Here is a 13,970-nt window from a genome sequence, read left to right on the forward strand (position 1 = left end):
AACTGGTCGTGCGCTGCCCTATTCGAAGATGCCTCATCGAGGTCGTTTATCGTCCCGCCACGGACAGGCAGCAGCTCAGTCGAGCACGTCTCCGTAGAGCGAGACTTGAAGTCCAAAGCGCAGGCGGGGAGCACTTGGCTGGCGCTCCTCGGCGGCGCCGAGCGGATGCTCGCCCTGTAGCTGGTTCCCGAAGTCGTCGAATGCCCTGCCCTCTGCCGCTCTCACGTTCCATCGTGCCCACATACGGCGGCTGCCCGACTTCGTGCTGCCAGCAATAGTTTCACAGCACATCAGACGAGTGATGCTCGATGAGGTCCCACAAGTTTCCGTATAGATCCTCGAATACCGCGACGGTGCCGTACGGCTCACGCTTCGGCGGCCTTACGAAGCGGACCCCCCTTGCGGTGAACGCGGAGTAGTCGCGCCAGAAATCGTCGGTCTGCAGAAAGAGGAACACTCTGCCGCCAGCCTGCCGTCCGATGAACTCGGCCTGCTCCTCGTTTGACGCGCGAGCGAGCAACAGGGAGGTGGTTGACCCCGGCGGGGCTATAGTCACCCAACGCTTTGACTGTTCGGCTACCTCGGTGTCCTCGACAAGCGAGAAGCCCAACACGTCCACATAGAAGGCGATCGCTTCGTCATAGTCCCTTACCAACACCGCGATGTGTACGATCGAACGCACTTATCCCTCCTTTTTCAAGCAGCTCGCTATTTGACCATCAGGCAAAATCGATCCTTCCCGCTAGGACCGGGATGGACGTCAAGGCCTCGCACGACCGTAAAGATAAGCGGCTATATTGGCTCGCAGTCTACGGTCTGCTCGCGCTCGATGGCGAGCAGGACAGCGGTCGTTCGATCGATCGTCGCTGCAGGTGAGTAGATTGCACTTCCCCGCTCCCGTTCGTGCAGAGACCATTCAACCGTACCGGATCACAACATGCACCCTCGCTACCTTCGCACCTTCATCGCCGCCGCGACGACGCTCAACTTCACCCGCGCCGCCTTGGCCGTCCACTTGGCGCCCTCAAGCGTCTCTGAGCAGATGCAGGCGCTTGAGGCGGAGCTAGGCACCCCGCTATTCGACCGGTCGCGCCGCAAAGTGCGCCTCACAGCCGCGGGCGAAGTTCTGCTGACGTACGCTCGTGAGCTCATCGATTTGTCGGACGAGGCAAGGACGTCGGTTGCAACTGCTTCCAGGGGTGATCGCGGCACCCTGACGATCGGTGTCCTCGAGACATTGGCTTCCCACTGGCTGCCACAGGTGCTGGCCGAATTCCATCGAGATCATCCCGGGATAGCGCTCAGTCTGCAGGTAGCGGGGAGCGGCGAACTTAAAGCTGCGGTCCGGGGCGGCACGTTGGACGTGTGTTTCGCCTTCAACACTAAACCAGATCTCGATCTCATTGTCCGCACACTGGACCATACCAGGATGGTCGCCATCGTCCCGTCGGATCACAGATGCGCCGAGATGGATAGGTTGGCGCGGCCAGACCTAGCTACCGAAGCCTTCATCGTTTCGCAAAAGGGATGCGTATACCGCCACCTTTCGCAGGAAGTGCCCGACGCGCGAGGCTTCCCTGCCGTGCCGCCTCAGCCGACCATGGAATCTAGGGCGTACGGCCGCGGCAGCCGGAGTAAGTAAAGCGGTAGGACCTGACTGAGCCCCGCACCTATTTCCCGCCGTTTGGCGGCTCCGCGAGGGGCAATACGCGACGGGCGACCCACTACCGATCCACCGGAAGCGCCGCCGAGAAGTGGGACGCATTCCGAACCCAACGCAGGACCGGATCCGAAAGCGGGGTTGCTGCTGTTGATCCCACAGGAACAGCGGCTCATGCCTTCGATCGCGCCGACGCCGCCACCGCGCGCGAGAGCACAAATGGAAGAGCTCGAAGAGGACCGTAACTATGAAGGACGGACCACAGCAGATGGCCGTCGGCGCGATCACGCTGTTCTTGGCGCTCGTCGCTATCATGAGCCTGCCGCTCGACCTGCTGCTGATCCGCGCGGGCAGGCTAGACATCGGCAGGGGCTTCCCGATCCACACGCTCATGTGGGTTCCCGCCGTTGCCGCCTTGATCACCTGCCTCGCCTATAAAGTGGAGCTCGGCTTCCTCGGCCTCTCCCGCTTCGCCACCAGACGAGCCCTGTTCGGATACCTGCTCGTCTGCGGATACAGTCTGACCACATTCCTGCTGCTCTGGTTGACCAATCTCGCGCCACTCGACTGGCACAGCTTCGCGCTCGCATGCGGCAAGCTCTACGGAGGCAACGCAGGCGCGCCGGTCTTGACGATCCTGTTCACGCTCACCTTCGGCGTCGTACAGAGCGCGGCGTCTGCGCTCGGCGAGGAGATCGGTTGGCGCGGCTTCCTTGTGCCAGCGCTCCGGTCGCGCCTCGGGATGGGTTCGACGCTGGTCGCGAGCGGGTTGATCTGGGCCGTCTGGCACTTCCCGTTGACGATCTTCTCCGACTACGGGGGCGGGGCGCCCCTTCCCTACCAACTCTGCTGCTTCACTATCATGATCGTGGCGACCGGCGCGATCTACGGTCTTCTACGGCTGAAGTCGGGATCGGTCTGGCCCGCAGTGGTTATGCACGCCGTCCACAACGCGGCCATTCAGTGGCTGCTGGATCCGATGACCGTCGAGACTGGTCGCGCAACGTGGTACGCTGGCGAATTCGGTGCCGGACTGGCCCTTGTGACCGCGGTCTTCGCGCTCGCGATGCTCGCCCGTGAACGACAACGCCATCAAGGGGGTGGCGAGATCACTGAGTGATCACGATCCCGTCCGGCCCACGAACCTTAGTCGACGACAGGCGAAACGTAGCAAAGAGGTTCTTGAAACCCCCTCTCGTGCGGTTCGCGACATTTACGATCCGCACGCCATCGGCGGACGGTAGGCCGCTCATACGCGTTCGGGGCACCGAAGTCCGCCTCCCAGTGGACGCTCAGGAAATCGTCACTGGCAAGCGCCCGATATAACAACCCGCTGCCAGACCGCCTCGGTGTCCGATAGATGGAGTCAAGAACTTGAGGCCGTCGCTGCGGTCTCGGCAAGCAGGATGAGACGTGCAAATGACCCGAACCCTGTTTCTCGCTGGCTCCTCGGGCGCGATTGGCAGGCGTCTGACGCCGATGCTGGTCGGCCGCGGCTGGCGTGTATTCGGAACTACACGCTCGGCGGCGCGGAGTGACCTCATCCGTGAAATGGGCGCGGAGCCGGTGGTCGTCGACGTCTTCGATGCGGCCTCCCTCGCGAAGGCGGTCCAGCACGCAGCGCCCGACGTGGTGATCCATCAGCTCACGGATCTGCCAGCCGGTCTCGACCCCGCTCGCATGGTTGCTGCCACGGCCTCCAACGCCCGCGTGCGGGAGATCGGCACCCGCAACCTCGTAGACGCGGCGATAGCGGCAGGCGTTCGGCGGCTGGTGGCCCAAAGCGTGGCGTTCGCCTATGCCGAGGGGCCCCGGCCGCATAACGAGGACGCTCCGCTCGCAGTGCTAGCGGACGGCCGCGCCGGCGTCTCGGCCAGAGGCGTCGCGAGCCTGGAGCAGCAGATAATGGCCGCTGCGCTAGATGGCGTCATCCTACGGTACGGCCACCTGTACGGACCGGGCACCGGGTTTAACGTTCGAACGGGCGAGGCCCCGCTGCATGTTGACGACGCCGCGCTCGCGGCGGCCTTGGCCGCTGAGGGAGGACCGCCGGGTATCTACAACATTGCCGAGGATGACGCCGTCGTCAGCATGGCCAAGGCACGCGTTGGCCTCGGTTGGCGACCGGCCGCGAGAGCGTAAGCACCCGCCACGCACTGCAACGCCCCGCCGCACCGATGCGAGCGAGATTAGAACCAAGCCACCGTAAGCATCTGAAGGAAGCCGGCATGAACGCCATTCAACTCTCGTCGCCGAGTCTCGACGGCTTAGCCCGCATCGTGATCGCCGATCCAGAGGAGCCGGCACGTGGGCAGGCCCTGGTCCGAATGAGGGCGGCAAGCCTGAACTTCCTCGACGTCGCGGTGGCGGACGGCAAATATCCCGCGAGCTTCCCTCTGATCCCGGTAGCTGACGGTGCCGGCGAGGTCGTCGCTATCGGCGACGACGTGACCGGGATCGCGATCGGAGACCGGGTCGCCGTGCATCCCAAGGCGCAGTGGATCGCCGGTCAGGGCACCGCCGAGAACGCCCGGGCAATGCGCGGCGTGAACGCGCCCGGATCGCTCATCGAGGTCGCTACGGTTGATGCGGGCACGCTCGTGAAGGCACCCGACCATCTCACCGCGAGCGAGATCGCGACGCTGCCGATCGCTGCGACGACAGCGTGGAACGCCCTCGAATCCGTGGCTGCCGGTCCAGGCTCGACAGTGGTCCTTCTCGGAACGGGAGGCGTGTCGGTCTTCGCCCTGCAGCTCGCCAAAGCGCGAGGCGCACGCGTCATCATCACGTCCTCGTCCGACGAGAAGTTGGAGCTCATGCGCGCGCTCGGCGCCGACGAGACCGTCAACTATCGCTCTCATCCCCAATGGGACGAACGGGTTCGTTCGATGACCGACGGGCTCGGTGCCGATCTCGTCGTCGAAACGGCAGGTAGCGCGACGTTCGAACGATCGGTCGCGGCTGCCAAGCACGGCGGGACGGTTTTCGCGATCGGCTTCGTGAGCGGCGGCTCTGTCGCGCTGAACCTAATACCTTTGATCGCGAGGGCGATCCGCATCCAGGGCAACAACACCGGTTCGGTCGCAGACCTGCGGCGCGTAGTCGCCGCTATTGCCGCTGCCGAGCTGCGGCCGGTGGTGGCGGAGACTTTCAGCGTGAGTGACCTCCGCTTAGCCTATATAAGGCAGAAGGAGGGCGTGACCGGCAAAATTGCCATTACGCTCGATTGGTGAGCGTGATCTGCAACTAAAGGCCGGGCGATGCGCGCGTTGCGCTACTGCGATCCGTGAGAGTGCGCTAGCAGGGCGGCGGCTCCTCACCCCTCTAAGGAGCACGAAACGACGCTGATTCCGGGGTCAACGGAGCCCTGCGACACTAGCTGACAGGGCGTGGTTGAGCGCCGCAGGTTGCTCGACGTGGATGAAGTGCCCCGCCCGCGGCACCTGCACAATGCGACCGCGGGGCAACGCCGCAACGGTGGCCACCTCCTCGGCTGAGGTAACATGATCGGTCGCGCCCTTCAGGAGGACCACCGGCCCCCGCCATGCGCTCATGCTCGCGAGCATCGGTTCCAGGATCTGCCCATCGTCGAACAACTTCGTCGCCTGAGCCTGCCCCTGACCCCAACGCGCATCGGAAATTCCGGACGATTGTTGCAGGCGACCGAAGAAGCCGCGGTAGCGCTGGTCGTACAGGTAAAGCTGCTGACGCTCCTCACCAAGGCCACCCATGCCCTTCATCGAGCGGTCGAGCAGCGTCCGGGGAGGCAGATCGGAACCCGCCAGCTCCATGGCCTGACGGGCAAGATCCACTTTGCCGAGCTTCGCGTAGAGCGCGGAGGTCGCCCGCAGTGTCGACCGGGTAGACTCGGGAAAGCTGTACGCCGGGTTCTCGAGGTACATCGTGCTGACGCGGGTCGGATGACGAAGCGCATAGCGAAGAGCGTAGTGGCCGCCGAAGGAGTGCCCCAGCAGCGACCAGCGCGCGACCCCGAGGGTTTCACGCAGGGCCTCGATGTCGGCCACCAGATCATCCATCCCGTACCTGGCATCCGCCGGGAGCGGGTCCGATCGGAGGACCCCGCGCTGGTCGAACGCGATGAGGCGCCACCCCCTCGCCAGCAAAGCGCCGGCGTAGCTTGAGAATTCGTAGCACCCGACCCCGGGCCCGCCATGCAGGTAGACCAGCGCCGGCGCTTCCCTCGGTCCCAGGTCCTCCACGTAAAGGCGCGTGCCGTTCACCGTCAGGAGGCGGCCCGGCGATGACGCCGAGATCGAGCTGGCGGACGCGCGTACGGCAAGTGCTAGGGCCAAGCCGGCGCCAAGCGCTTCGCGACGTGAAATCTGCGGACCAAACATGTTCATTCCACTCCGGCCCAAGTGATCCCTTCACTCGACGTCAGCAGCACTTTCCGAGACAGCTCAGTGCCCACCTTCACGAATGCCGACAGGAACACTGTTCTCAATGACCGCATAAACGCCTTCAATCGACGCAAGTTCGACGCTCCACCATCATCTGGCGCTCCGAGAAGCCGTCATCTCGATCTCGATCCGTGCGTTCAGCGGCAGCCCGGCGACCGCGATCGTCGTGCGGGCGGGCGGCGGCGTTCTGAAACGCGTCTCATACGCGGCGTTCATCACCTCGAAGTCCGCCATGTCGACGATGTAGACGACGCAGCGCAACACCTCGTCCAGCGTAAGGCCCGCGGTGGCGAGCACGTGCTCGGCATTCGTGATCGCGGCGTGCGTCTGCGCGGCGACGCCCTCTGCAAGCACATCACTACGAGGCCAACCCGGCCGGAAAGTATCACAAGCCCTGCCGCCTCCACAGCATCTGAATATGAGCCGAGCGAGCGCCCCGCTGCGAAGTGCGCTATGCGAGTCACGCTACCCCCATCTCGCCGAGATCGATGCTACCGCTAAGCATTGGGACGCAACCGCCAGAAACCGTGGCGATGATCGAGTCGGCGGTCCGCTTCGCCTCGACGATGAGCAGGCTCGGCCGGCCCATCTCGAGGCCCTGCCGGATCTCGAACCGGCGTTGGGCAGCGGTGCCGCGGGCGAGAAGCAGCGCCCCAAGCGGTGCGTTGGCGCTTCCCGTCGCAGGATCCTCCCAAGTGCCCGCAAGCGGGGCAAACATCCGCGCCCTGAGACGGTTGCCCTCCCAAGCGTAGACATGGACCGAGAAGCGCCCGTTCAGCGATGGTCGAGCAGCGGCCGCCAGCCTGAACGCGGCAAGGTCGGGGGTGCACTTGGAGAGGGCGCCGAGATCCAGCTCCGCGATGACATACGGATTACCCACCGACGCGATGACCGGCGGGTGCGTTGATGTCTGAACGTCCTCGTGGCGGAGCCCGAGGCACGCCGCGATGGTGTCGGCAGCGACCTCCTCCCCGATCGTGAGGGGCTGCGGTGCCGTGAAGGTGCCGCCGGTCGGACGCCCGGTCTCGTCGCGCAGGACCTTCACGTTCACGACGCCAGCAGGCACCTCGAGGATCAGCGGCCCCGCTGTCCCGAATCCCCTGGTGGCCAGTACATAGCCGGTTCCTACTGTCGGGTGACCGGCGAACGGCATCTCTGTCGTGCGGTTGAAAATCCTTACCCTAGCAGTGTGGGCAGGATCGGAGGGCGGCAGCACAAATGTCGTCTCACTTAAATTGAGCTCGGCCGCGAGCGACTGCATCTCACGGTCCGTGATCCCCTCGGCATTAGGGAAGACCGCAAGCGGGTTCCCCCCGAAGCGCACGTCGGTGAAAACGTCGAGTGTCTCGAATTCGTAACGCCTCATCACTGCTCCCTCCAACGAAGCGAACTATTGACATAACTTCGTTGATTGGCAAAGTAACGAATATGAGTGCGGCCTACATATTTCGGGTATTGGGGAATGAGCGCCGGCTGCAGATCCTCGTCTGGCTGCGCGACCCGACCAAGCACTTCCCGCCGCAGGTCTACGGAGACCTCATAGAGGACGGCGTCTGCGGCCTCTTCATTGCGGAGAAGCTGGGCATCTCCCAGTCGACCCTGAGCGAGCACATGCGATTGCTCGTCGCGACTGGAATCGTCGTGCCCAAGCGGATCAAGCAGTGGACCTTCTACCGGCGCGATACCGAGCGGTGCGCCCAACTCGCCGGGGATTTCGGCAACGAGTTCTGAATTGCGCGCGTAAGCGCCTGCCCCGAATTCGCACACCGGCCTGTTTCAATCCCCCAGGTGACAAGTGTCATGCCGTTCGCATGACCGCCGCCACTGCATTTGCGCCGCCGTCCTGTCACTGTTGGCCAACTCGATGGAGGTTTGGAATGGATGGTCTGGGCAACTCGAATATCGCCACCCTGCGGAACTGCTACAAGCAACTGGGGTCAACGCTCGCGGTCGACGATCTGACGCTGTCGATCCCGGCCGGGCGCGTCACGGCCCTGCTCGGCCCCAACGGAGCGGGCAAGAGCACATCCATCGCGCTTCTGACGGGCCAGCTAGCACCGGACCGCGGGACCGCAAGCCTCTTCGGCAAGGATCCCCGCCAGCCCTCCGCTCGCGCGTCGCTGGGTGTCATGCTTCAGATGGCGGGTCTGCCCTCACAGCTGACCGTAGTGGAGCAGATCAAGCTGTTCTCCGGCTACTACCCGCTGCCGCGCCCGCTCGGCGAGACGATCGATCTAGCCGGACTTCACGGGCTCGAATCACGCCGCTGTCGGGCGCTTTCCGGTGGGCAGCAGCGCCGGCTTCAGTTCGCGCTCGCGATATGCGGGCGACCGCGTCTGCTCGTGCTCGACGAGCCAACCACAGGTCTCGACACCGATTCCAGACGGTTGTTCTGGAACGTAGTGCGCTCCGAGGTCGCCGACGGGACCGCCGTCCTTCTCACAACGCACCTCCTCGAGGAGGCGGACGCGCTCGCGGACCACATCGTCGTCCTCGGGAACGGACATGTCCAAGCGGAATGCACGCCCGCGGCGCTGAAGGCCCGGGTCAAAGGCAGCACGATCCGGTGCCGAACCGTGCTTCCCGAAACAACGATCCTGACAATGCCGGGCGTTCAGCGGTGCATCCGAGACGGAGGCCGCACCGCGATAGTGACGACGTCCGCCCCTAAGACCCTGCGCTCGCTGCTCCGCCTCGACGATGGCGTGCAGGACATCGCCGTCTCCGGCGCGACGCTCGACGCCGCGTTCACGTCGCTCGTAGCGCCGCAGGCTTTGGAGAAAGCAGCGTGAGAACCGGAGACAGGATGCATGTTATCAAGATGTACGCGAGGGAAGCCGCATCGGAACTGCGGAAGCTGGTTCGGTCGCCGCAGTTCCTGGTGCCGACCCTAATCCTGCCGGTGGGATCGTTCGCGATTTCCGCTAGCTTCGCCGCCGCAAACCGTACGGAGGCATTGCTGTCGATGATGGCCGCCTTCTCGATCATGGCCGCGCTCGGCCCCGCCCTCTTCGGCTTCGGCTCGGGCATCGCGACCGAACGCGAGGCCGGTCTGCTAGATCTCAAGCGGGTATCGCCTCTGCCCGCAACAGCCTACCTGGCGGCGAAGCTTGCCGCCTGCATGACCGCCACCGCCATATCCATCTGCGCCATCCTCGTAATCGGCGCACTCCATCACGACGGTCTCGCCTGGTGGCGTTGGCCGCTCCTGATTGCGGCTGGCTCCACCTCGGCCGTCCCCTTCACGCTGGTCGGTTTAAGCATCGGGCTGAGGTTTAGTGCGCAAGCGGCAACGGCAATGTCGAACGTCCTCCTCCTCGCATTCACAGCGCTGGGCGGCATGCTGATCCCAGTCGCCGCGCTGCCGACTCCGCTCGGCGGCGTCTCCGAGGTGCTGCCGACCATCCACTTCGGGCGGCTCGCCCTCGCACTCCTCGGGAACGTCGGGGGGTTCGGCTACCTCGACGCAGTCGAGATGCTGACGTTCACATCGGTCTTCGCGGCGATGGCGCTGAAGGGCTGGCATCGCCCGGTCGCTTAAACTGAAACGGATGCTAGAGGTAGACCGGGAGGGAATGACATTGCTCGGACGCGGTAGGCTGATCGCGGGGCGCGACCCCACCTGGATGGCGCCGCTCGCGCTCTACGCCGCCACCCTGCTCGTCCTCCCGATGCCGGTATGGGCGATTGCAGGCACGCTCGCGGGCCTGTCCTTCCTGATCGTGCTGTGGTTCGCCGCCGCACGCCTCGACGGCACAGCGATCATCCCCCTGATCGTGATCGCCGCCGCCATTGGCATGGCGCTCGCGTCAGGTGGTGGCGCGTGGAGCCTCTTCTTCGCATACGGGGCGGCCATGGCGGGCCGGATCCGGCCGCGCTCGATCGCCATCGCGGCAATGGCAGCGCTTGGCCTGACCCTCGTCGCATACGGCGCCGCACTTGCCTTACCACTGCTCGAGTGGGGTCCAGGTCTGCTGTTCGGGGCAACGGCGGGCATGTCCGCGATGCACCGGCGTGAGCTGGAGCTGAAGAACGGCGCGCTCGCCGCGGCAAATCTTGAGATCAGGCACCTTGCCGCGGTCGCCGAACGCGAGCGTATCGCTCGCGACCTTCACGACCTTCTAGGACAGACGCTAACGCTCGTGGCCATCAAGGCCGATCTAGCCAAACGCCTTATCGGCCGCGATGACGTTGGCGCCGCTCAGGAGGTCGGTGACATCGCCGAGGCTGCGCGTACGGCTCTGGCTGAGGTTCGAGCAGCCGTCTCCGGGATGAGAAGCTCCTCGATAGGTGCGGAGCTCTCGCGGGCTTCGTCGAGCCTCCAGGCCGCCGGCATCGCCGCATCCCTACCGCACGCCGTCGCCGCGATCACGCCAGGCGGAGAGGCGGTCCTCGCGATGGTGCTGCGCGAGGCCGTGACCAACGTGATCCGCCATTCGGGCGCGACAATCTGCAGAGTGGAGGTCGAGCGTCTCGAAGACGACGTCACCCTGACAGTCGAGGATGATGGTGACGGGTCGGAAATGGTCGAAGGATGGGGCCTGACCGGCATGCGCGGACGCCTCGCGGCAGCCGGCGGCGAGCTGTCTGTCGCCGGTGGCCGGGATGGGACCCGGATCATCGCCAAGATGAAGGATGCAGAGCAATGATCAGGATCGCCGTGGCGGAGGATCAGGCGATGGTGCTGGGGGCGCTGGCAGCGCTGCTCTCGCTCGAGCAGGACATCGAGGTCGTCGGCCGCGCGGGCGACGGCGAGGCCGCATGGCGGCTGGTGAACGATGATGCGCCCGACGTGCTCGTCACCGACATCGAGATGCCGCTGCTGGACGGTCTCGAGGTCGCAGCACGGATCAAGGAGGCGGGCCTGCCCACGAAAGTCCTCATCGTGACCACCTTCGGCCGGCCCGGCTATCTCCGTCGCGCCATGGATGCCGGTGTTCGCGGCTACCTTCTGAAGGATGGGCCGAGCGACAAGCTGGCCGAAGCCGTGCGTTTGGTCGTCGCAGGTCGGCGCGTTATCGCGCCCGAACTCGCCGAACTCGCATGGGACGCGCCCTCCAACCCGCTGAACGACCGTGAACGCGAGGTGCTGCGCTGGGCAGAGGCGGGCCTCGGTAACAAGGAGATCGCACAGAGGCTCCGCCTCTCCCCGGGAACGGTGCGGAACTACCTGTCGGAAGCGGCGCAGAAACTGAACGCGTCTAACAGGATCGAGGCTGGACGGGCTGCACGTCTGGCGGGATGGCTATGACATGGTCCGTTTCGCACGCGTCGTACCTGCAATCGGCGTAATGGCCGGCCGCCTGAAGGTTCATCAAAACAAGTTCAGCGATCTTCTTGGAGCCACGTTGTAATGGATCGCAGCGGCGTGAGGTTGACGGTCGTGGCGACTCCGGCGCGGCACCGTCTTCGGGGTGCCGAGCAGAAGCTCGGCGACGTGGCGGGCTTCGTGATCCGCGACGCATCGGGCCGGGACCTCGGCTATGTCACGGGCGACACGTTTTACTACGACGGTGTCGCGGATGTGGCGAAGCGCTTCCATCCGGCGGTCGTGCTGGTGTTCGCTGGCGTCGCGCGGACACGTAGGCCTTTCAATCTCACCATGAGCAATAATGGACGTGCTCGATGCGGCTGCGGCTTTTCCGAAGGCGCGCGTGTTCGTCGCGCATAACGAGGGCTGGGCCCACTTCACCGAAAGCGCGGATCAACTCGAAGTGGTTGCCGGCGCCTTTGGCCTCGAGAACAGATTGGCTAGCCTGATCCCGGGGCAGACCGTGAACATTGACCATTCTAGTGGGGACCGCCGTTAGAGATGACGCGCCCAAACAAAACGGCACCGGGCCCAGGGTGCACCCGCTCGAGCGATCCCGGCTTCCACCGGGCAGTCGGGTTTACAGCTGCCGCGGATGCGTAGGCAGGCATGACATCTGTCATGTGGATCAGCTGACGGACGACACTGCATCGATCATACGGCCTGCGTCATGTTCTCGGAATGGCGGTCCCCGGTGGGGCCTGCAGCCGGAGAACCAACACGATGATCGCCTCACTCGCAGCCCTCGCACTTGCCGCCGGAACCGGCAGCGACCCCCATGCGCTCGCCAACCTCTATCTCGCATGGCGCGGCGGACCACGTCTCGAAAAACTCACCTCGATGCACGCCCGAGGATCGATCAAGGTCATGGGTCTTGGCGGAACGATCGATCGATGGTCGACCTCGGACGGCAGCGAGCGCGAGGACAGGGATCTCACGGTATTCAAGGTCAGCGAGGGCAACGGACCGGCTGGCGGCTGGTCCCGGGGCCCTGGGGGACAGGTCGACCGACTCTCCCCCGCCGCGACTATGGCCCTCGTCGAGGACGCGGGCGTCGATTTTGGGAGCGCGCTACGCGAGCCGCAGGGAGTCGCGCTCACGGAGTTAGGCGATGAGGTTCGTGCCGGCAGGGCCTGGAAAGTGCTCCGGGTCAGCTACGCGTCGGGTTCGACGTACGACATGCTCATCGACGGCGCGACCGGCGAACTCGAAGGCGAGCGGATCACGCGCGATGGCCGCTCCAAGCTCATCGAATTCTCCGACTGGCGAATGGTAGAGGGAGTGCGAGTGGCATTCCGCGAGAGTGCATCCGGGGCGCTCCCGGGCGAGACAAGGCAGGTCGCCTATCTATCCGTCGAGCTAAACGTGCGACCGGGCGCTGCACTACTCTCTCGCCCCGCTCCCCGTGAAATCGCCGTCTTCGACGCCGGGCACCGCTCGACCGGACCGCTTCACATCGACATCTTCGATGGCCGGCGCATCTTCGTCGACGTCAAGGTCGGTGGGCGCAAGGTCGCGGCGATGATAGACAGCGGTGCCGCGAGCAGTGTTGTGGACACCGCCTTCGCGTCAGCGACTGGCGTGCGAAGCAGCGGCGGAGGCTCGGTAATCGGTGCCGGCGGAACGGCCGCGGTCGCAATGGGCTCGTCCGAGGACGTCAGGCTAGGGTCGCTCACTTTGAAGGCGCTGCCGCTCGCGGTCATGGACCTATCGGGAATCTCCTCGCAGCTCGGGCGTAGCCTAAATCTGGTGATCGGCCGCGACCTGTTCGACCAACTCATAGTCACGATAGATGCACAAGCGCGAACGATCACGCTATCCGAACCCGCCTCCTTCAAGCCGAAACGGGGTGCGACCGCCGTCGAGGTCACCGCGGAGGGCCCGCTCCGTATTGTGCAGGCGACAATCGAAGGCGGGAAGCCGGCAAAGCTCCACTTCGACCTCGGCAACGGTACGCCGCTTGTCCTCTACCCCGCCTACTGGCAGCGCGCGGCCCTTGCGGACGGCCGTCGCTCGTCGAGGACACTCGTAGGGGGCGTTGGCGGAAGCGTCGCTGCCGAAACGGTGGCGACGCGCTCACTCGTCTTCGGAGGCGTGCGTTTCAGCGACGTGCCGACCATCCTCATGCCGGCAACCGGCGGCGCTGGAGATAACACCCGTGTTGATGGCAATCTCGGATTCCCCGTACTCTCCCGCTTCCGGATCTCCATCGACTACACCCACGATCGGATGTGGCTCACCCCGACGAAGCGCGGTGCTACCGTCGAATTTGACAGGGACCGCTCCGGCCTGGGATTCCTCGCAGGTCCCAACGGTCTGACGGTAAAGCTCGTCGCGCCTAAGTCGGCTGCGTCCGCGGCCGGCGTACATGCCGGAGACGTCATCGTATCTATCGACGGCAGGAGGGTCGGAGCGGATTACGTCGCGAGCGGACTGTCGCGATGGCGGACGGCACCGGCCGGACGCCACGTCACGCTGACGCTCTCCGACGGATCAATCCGTCGGCTCACCCTGGCCGACTTGTATTAAGCCAGACAGTAGCAGATCCGCACTGGTGACATCACGGAGGCGTGCCAGC

At 64.9% G+C, this 13,970-nt stretch carries 16 protein-coding genes; 11 read left to right on the forward strand and 5 right to left on the reverse strand.

Annotated features, from left to right (window positions below; genetic code table 11):
• Positions 1 to 75 precede the first annotated feature (75 nt).
• Positions 76 to 225 carry a hypothetical protein gene (locus ACVWYO_RS05975; protein ID WP_457349205.1) on the reverse strand — a complete coding sequence of 50 codons (150 nt, stop codon included), beginning with the start codon at positions 223 to 225 and terminating at the stop codon, positions 76 to 78.
• A 55-nt stretch (positions 226 to 280) separates the two neighbouring features.
• A complete protein-coding gene (locus tag ACVWYO_RS05980) occupies positions 281 to 682 on the reverse strand; it encodes a VOC family protein (RefSeq protein WP_457349206.1) in 402 nt (133 codons plus the stop codon).
• A gap of 255 nt (positions 683 to 937) precedes the next feature.
• Here ACVWYO_RS05980 and ACVWYO_RS05985 point away from each other — a divergent pair, with 255 nt between their 5' ends.
• From ACVWYO_RS05985 to ACVWYO_RS06000, 4 genes are all read left to right on the forward strand, one after another.
• Positions 938 to 1,642, forward strand: a complete 705-nt coding sequence (locus ACVWYO_RS05985) for a LysR family transcriptional regulator (RefSeq protein ID WP_457349207.1) — start codon at positions 938 to 940, stop codon at positions 1,640 to 1,642.
• A gap of 265 nt (positions 1,643 to 1,907) precedes the next feature.
• Positions 1,908 to 2,780 (forward strand): CPBP family intramembrane glutamic endopeptidase, encoded by an 873-nt coding sequence (locus ACVWYO_RS05990; protein ID WP_457349208.1) that lies wholly within the window; start codon positions 1,908 to 1,910, stop codon positions 2,778 to 2,780.
• A 299-nt stretch (positions 2,781 to 3,079) separates the two neighbouring features.
• Positions 3,080 to 3,802: an NAD-dependent epimerase/dehydratase family protein gene (locus ACVWYO_RS05995; RefSeq protein ID WP_457349209.1), complete on the forward strand. Its 723-nt coding sequence runs from the start codon at positions 3,080 to 3,082 to the stop codon at positions 3,800 to 3,802.
• 86 nt (positions 3,803 to 3,888) lie between these two features.
• Complete coding sequence (locus tag ACVWYO_RS06000; RefSeq protein ID WP_457349210.1) at positions 3,889 to 4,893, forward strand: zinc-dependent alcohol dehydrogenase family protein; 1,005 nt, start codon at positions 3,889 to 3,891, stop codon at positions 4,891 to 4,893.
• 123 nt (positions 4,894 to 5,016) lie between these two features.
• On the opposite strand, the gene ACVWYO_RS06005 is transcribed toward ACVWYO_RS06000, so the two are convergent.
• The 3 genes from ACVWYO_RS06005 to ACVWYO_RS06015 all read right to left on the reverse strand — a co-directional run bounded on the left by ACVWYO_RS06005 (position 5,017) and on the right by ACVWYO_RS06015 (position 7,447).
• The gene (locus tag ACVWYO_RS06005; RefSeq protein ID WP_457349211.1) at positions 5,017 to 6,018 is read right to left on the reverse strand and encodes an alpha/beta fold hydrolase; all 1,002 of its coding nucleotides are present in this window, start codon (positions 6,016 to 6,018) and stop codon (positions 5,017 to 5,019) included.
• A gap of 153 nt (positions 6,019 to 6,171) precedes the next feature.
• Positions 6,172 to 6,435, reverse strand: coding sequence for a RidA family protein (locus ACVWYO_RS06010; RefSeq protein ID WP_457349212.1), 264 nt, complete (start codon positions 6,433 to 6,435; stop codon positions 6,172 to 6,174).
• 106 nt (positions 6,436 to 6,541) lie between these two features.
• Positions 6,542 to 7,447, reverse strand: coding sequence for a PhzF family phenazine biosynthesis protein (locus ACVWYO_RS06015; protein WP_457349213.1), 906 nt, complete (start codon positions 7,445 to 7,447; stop codon positions 6,542 to 6,544).
• Positions 7,448 to 7,509: 62 nt separating this feature from the next.
• On the opposite strand from ACVWYO_RS06015, the gene ACVWYO_RS06020 reads away from it, so the two are divergent.
• The 7 genes from ACVWYO_RS06020 to ACVWYO_RS06050 all read left to right on the forward strand — a co-directional run bounded on the left by ACVWYO_RS06020 (position 7,510) and on the right by ACVWYO_RS06050 (position 13,921).
• Positions 7,510 to 7,812 carry an ArsR/SmtB family transcription factor gene (locus tag ACVWYO_RS06020; RefSeq protein ID WP_457349214.1) on the forward strand — a complete coding sequence of 101 codons (303 nt, stop codon included), beginning with the start codon at positions 7,510 to 7,512 and terminating at the stop codon, positions 7,810 to 7,812.
• Positions 7,813 to 7,958: 146 nt separating this feature from the next.
• Positions 7,959 to 8,873, forward strand: a complete 915-nt coding sequence (locus ACVWYO_RS06025) for an ABC transporter ATP-binding protein (protein WP_457349215.1) — start codon at positions 7,959 to 7,961, stop codon at positions 8,871 to 8,873.
• Between the two features lie 14 nt (positions 8,874 to 8,887).
• Positions 8,888 to 9,622: an ABC transporter permease gene (locus ACVWYO_RS06030; RefSeq protein ID WP_457349216.1), complete on the forward strand. Its 735-nt coding sequence runs from the start codon at positions 8,888 to 8,890 to the stop codon at positions 9,620 to 9,622.
• A gap of 85 nt (positions 9,623 to 9,707) precedes the next feature.
• On the forward strand, positions 9,708 to 10,730 hold the full coding sequence (locus ACVWYO_RS06035; RefSeq protein WP_457349217.1) for a sensor histidine kinase: 1,023 nt from the start codon (positions 9,708 to 9,710) through the stop codon (positions 10,728 to 10,730).
• Positions 10,727 to 11,332, forward strand: coding sequence for a response regulator transcription factor (locus ACVWYO_RS06040; protein WP_457349218.1), 606 nt, complete (start codon positions 10,727 to 10,729; stop codon positions 11,330 to 11,332). The genes ACVWYO_RS06035 and ACVWYO_RS06040 overlap by 4 nt, the downstream gene beginning before the upstream one ends.
• A gap of 102 nt (positions 11,333 to 11,434) precedes the next feature.
• Positions 11,435 to 11,752 (forward strand): MBL fold metallo-hydrolase, encoded by a 318-nt coding sequence (locus ACVWYO_RS06045; RefSeq protein ID WP_457349219.1) that lies wholly within the window; start codon positions 11,435 to 11,437, stop codon positions 11,750 to 11,752.
• 363 nt (positions 11,753 to 12,115) lie between these two features.
• Positions 12,116 to 13,921 (forward strand): aspartyl protease family protein, encoded by a 1,806-nt coding sequence (locus tag ACVWYO_RS06050; protein ID WP_457349220.1) that lies wholly within the window; start codon positions 12,116 to 12,118, stop codon positions 13,919 to 13,921.
• The last annotated feature ends 49 nt before the right edge of the window (positions 13,922 to 13,970 follow it).

It is taken from the genome of Sphingomonas sp. UYP23, from assembly GCF_054059235.1.

What these genes read in the sequence shown, in the direction of transcription:
- ACVWYO_RS05985 (WP_457349207.1), top strand. Translation starts at nt 938, where the DNA reads ATGCACCCTCGCTACCTTCGCACCTTCATCGCCGCCGCGACGACGCTC.
- ACVWYO_RS05990 (WP_457349208.1), top strand. Translation starts at nt 1,908, where the DNA reads ATGAAGGACGGACCACAGCAGATGGCCGTCGGCGCGATCACGCTGTTC.
- ACVWYO_RS05995 (WP_457349209.1), top strand. Translation starts at nt 3,080, where the DNA reads ATGACCCGAACCCTGTTTCTCGCTGGCTCCTCGGGCGCGATTGGCAGG.
- ACVWYO_RS06000 (WP_457349210.1), top strand. Translation starts at nt 3,889, where the DNA reads ATGAACGCCATTCAACTCTCGTCGCCGAGTCTCGACGGCTTAGCCCGC.
- ACVWYO_RS06005 (WP_457349211.1), bottom strand. Translation starts at nt 6,018, where the DNA reads ATGTTTGGTCCGCAGATTTCACGTCGCGAAGCGCTTGGCGCCGGCTTG.
- ACVWYO_RS06015 (WP_457349213.1), bottom strand. Translation starts at nt 7,447, where the DNA reads ATGAGGCGTTACGAATTCGAGACACTCGACGTTTTCACCGACGTGCGC.
- ACVWYO_RS06020 (WP_457349214.1), top strand. Translation starts at nt 7,510, where the DNA reads ATGAGTGCGGCCTACATATTTCGGGTATTGGGGAATGAGCGCCGGCTG.
- ACVWYO_RS06025 (WP_457349215.1), top strand. Translation starts at nt 7,959, where the DNA reads ATGGATGGTCTGGGCAACTCGAATATCGCCACCCTGCGGAACTGCTAC.
- ACVWYO_RS06030 (WP_457349216.1), top strand. Translation starts at nt 8,888, where the DNA reads ATGCATGTTATCAAGATGTACGCGAGGGAAGCCGCATCGGAACTGCGG.
- ACVWYO_RS06035 (WP_457349217.1), top strand. Translation starts at nt 9,708, where the DNA reads ATGGCGCCGCTCGCGCTCTACGCCGCCACCCTGCTCGTCCTCCCGATG.
- ACVWYO_RS06040 (WP_457349218.1), top strand. Translation starts at nt 10,727, where the DNA reads ATGATCAGGATCGCCGTGGCGGAGGATCAGGCGATGGTGCTGGGGGCG.
- ACVWYO_RS06045 (WP_457349219.1), top strand. Translation starts at nt 11,435, where the DNA reads ATGGATCGCAGCGGCGTGAGGTTGACGGTCGTGGCGACTCCGGCGCGG.
- ACVWYO_RS06050 (WP_457349220.1), top strand. Translation starts at nt 12,116, where the DNA reads ATGATCGCCTCACTCGCAGCCCTCGCACTTGCCGCCGGAACCGGCAGC.